Source organism: Phenylobacterium sp. (genome assembly GCF_004799395.1).
GTDB lineage: Bacteria > Pseudomonadota > Alphaproteobacteria > Caulobacterales > Caulobacteraceae > Phenylobacterium.
The window spans coordinates 1-2954 of the sequence record NZ_SSMZ01000307.1; the positions used below are offsets into that span (position 1 = coordinate 1).

Annotated in this window: 3 protein-coding genes; all 3 read right to left on the bottom strand. The window is 65.8% G+C overall.

Features of this window, described 5'->3' with window-relative positions; translation table 11 throughout:
• The coding region (locus tag E8A12_RS19740; RefSeq protein ID WP_293372014.1) for a tannase/feruloyl esterase family alpha/beta hydrolase at positions 1 to 1066 on the bottom strand (1066 nt) is incomplete at its 3' end.
• Positions 1067 to 1159: 93 nt separating this feature from the next.
• Positions 1160 to 2482 (bottom strand): acyl-CoA dehydrogenase family protein, encoded by a 1323-nt coding sequence (locus E8A12_RS19745; RefSeq protein ID WP_293372016.1) that lies wholly within the window; start codon positions 2480 to 2482, stop codon positions 1160 to 1162.
• 111 nt (positions 2483 to 2593) lie between these two features.
• On the bottom strand, positions 2594 to 2926 hold the full coding sequence (locus E8A12_RS19750; RefSeq protein WP_293372018.1) for a glycosyltransferase family 9 protein: 333 nt from the start codon (positions 2924 to 2926) through the stop codon (positions 2594 to 2596).
• Positions 2927 to 2954 lie beyond the last annotated feature (28 nt).

The following is a 2954-nucleotide window of genomic DNA, read 5'->3' on the forward strand; positions in this document are numbered from 1 at the left end:
CTTCGAACTGCGCGCCCATGTCCATCTTCAGATAGTCGAAGTTGGGATCCTGGAAGCCGAAGTATTTGAAGGCGTTGGATGAGAACGACGGGCCGGCGGCCTTCTGGTTCGTCTCCGCGTTCGGACCGGTGATCCAGGCGTTCCAGCTGCCGTTCAGGGCCTCCGCGCCGGGACTGTAGCCCGGGAAAACGATCTTTCCGGACTTGTCCCTGCGGCCCTCGTAAAAGGCCTTGGCGGAGGCGACCTGCGGCGCGGTCAGGCAGCCCTCCGTCTGGCCGGCCTTGCAGGCCAGCTTGCCGGGGTCGAAGTGACAGCTCATCGGGTCGCGGATGAAGGCGTCGCCGCCGCATTCGGCGAGCGCGGTCTTCTCCAGGAGCTCCCGCTGGGACGCGCCAAGATAGCCGCCCGGTTTGGCCATGGTCTGTTGCTGCACCGCCGACAGGCCGAAGAGCTGGCTCATGAAGTTGGCCGGGGCGCCGGCGACGATGCCGTCGAAGTCGTTGGGATAGCGCTGCGCCGTCATCAGCGCTTCGCGCCCGCCGTCCGAACAGCCCATGAAATAGGCCTTGGTGATCTTGCCCTTGTTCGCCGCGATCAGCGCCTTGGAAGCGTCCGTGGTCTCCTTCACGGCGCGCCAGCCGAAGTCGATCACTTTCTCGGGGTGGCCCTGGGCCCAGGAGGCGTTCGTGGCGACCGGGTCCTGGTGGCCGTCGTCGGTGCCACTGACCGCATAGCCCGCCCGCGCCAGCCGCCCGAACTGGATTACCGGGATCGAGCCCGCAAAACCGCCGTTGCCCAGTTGGACGAACTTGCCGTTCCAGGCCGCACCTTCCGGAATCCACAGTTCCAGGCGGATGTCCGAGTCGGCGGTGGGCTTGCTGGTGACGGCGATCTTGCAGACCTGCTTGTCGCCGACCGCCTCCGAGACCGCCCTGGTCACCGTCGCATGCGGCAGGGTGGTCTTCACCAGATCCGCACAGGCGGTCTCGGCATGCGCCATCGCCGGCGCGACCAGGCCCAGCGCCGCAGTCGCAGCGCCGGCCAGCATCATCGTCCTCGGATTCATCGAACTACCCTCCCATTTCGTTAGGAGGATTTAGTCACAGCCGCCCGCAGGCGCCTACCTCCCCTTGCGGGGAGGCGGGGTCGCCGGGCCTGCCTAGTTCCGGAACACTGCCGCCGTGGAGGGATCCTGCGGCATCTCGCGGTACTGGCGCAACTCGTTGCGCCCGACCACCATGTGGTGGACCTCGTCCGGGCCGTCGGCGATCCGCAGCGTCCGCGTCGAGGTGTACATGCGGGCCAGCGGGGTCTTCTGGCTCACGCCGGTGGCGCCGTGCATCTGGATCGCCTGGTCGATGATCTCGCAGACCCGTTCGGGCACCATGGCCTTGACCATGTGGATCCAGACGCGGGCTTCCTGGTTGCCCAGGACGTCCATCGCCTTGGCGGCCTTCAGCACCATCAGGCGCATGGCTTCGATGTCGATGCGGGCGCGGGAGATGATCTCCAGGTTGCCGCCCAGATAGACGAGCTGCTTGCCGAACGCCTCACGCGTCAGGCCTCGGGTGACCATCAGGTCCAGCGCCTTCTCGGCCGAGCCGATGGCGCGCATGCAGTGGTGGATGCGGCCCGGGCCCAGACGAAGCTGCGAAATCTCGAAGCCGCGGCCCTCGCCCAGCAGCATGTTCTCCTTCGGCACGCGGACGTTGTCGAAGATGATGTGCATGTGGCCGTGCGGCGCGTCGGGATCGCCGAACACGCACATGGGGCCCACGATGTTCACGCCGGGCGCGTCGGTGGGCACCAGGATCTGCGACTGGCGCAGGTTCGGCGGGCCGTCGGGGGTAGTCTGGACCATGGTGATCATGATCTTGCAGCGCGGATCGCCGGCGCCGGAGATGTAGTGCTTCTCGCCGTTGATCACATATTCGTCGCCGACCAGGGTGGCGCGGGTGTTGATGTTCTTGGCGTCGGACGAGGCGGCGTTGACCTCGGTCATGGCGAAGGCCGAGCGGATCTCGCCGCGTAGCAGGGGCTCCAGCCACTGCTTCTTCTGGGCCGGCGTGCCGACACGCTCCAGGACTTCCATGTTGCCTGTGTCCGGGGCGGCGCAGTTCATGCACTCGCTGGCCATGCGGTTCTTGCCCAGCTCGACGGCGATGTAGGCGTAGTCGAGGTTCGACAGGCCCTCGCCGGTCTCGGCGTTGGGCAGGAAGAAGTTCCAGAGGCCTTCCTTCTTGGCCTGGTCCTTGGCCGCCTCGAGCAGCTCCAGCTGTCCGGGCGCATAGGCCCAGATGTCCTTCTTGCCTTCGTCCAGCGCGTGGAATTTCTCGCTCATCGGCTCGACCACTTCGGTGACGAACCGCTTCACGTGGTTCAGCAGCGGGATGGCCTTTTCGCTCATCCGCAGGTCGTTGAGCTCGTCCTGCGGGTTCAGAGCGAAGCTCGATTGGGCCTGCTTGTTCAGGGTCTCGCTCATCTGGTTTCTCCCAATAGCGGTTGTCAGGTGACCGTCCGGCGCGCGCGGAAGCCTTTGGCGACAGCTTTGGCCCATATTCCGGAGGAATCAAACAAGTGTTTTAATCTGAAGCTAGAGAGTCTCGCCTTCGAGGTCCGCGGCCACTTGGCGCAACACCGGATCCCACGTCCGCAGCGCCTCCTGACAGTACAGCCGGGCCGAGCCGTACCGGCGGCTGTCGCTGCGTCCGCGAAGCCAGCGCCTGTCGGTATGGGCGTCGGGCAGGAGGATCCACACCGGCTTGTCGAGCGCGCCGGCCAGGTGGGCGATTGAGGTGTCGACGGTTATCATCAGATCGAGGCCCGCGATGATCCGCGCGGTTTCGAGGAATTCCTTCGCGCCGGTGGCGGCCTGATCGAGATTGCGCCCCATCGTCGCCAGTTGGGCAGCGGCCTCGTCGGACAACGATCGGTAATGATGCAGCAATCAGGCG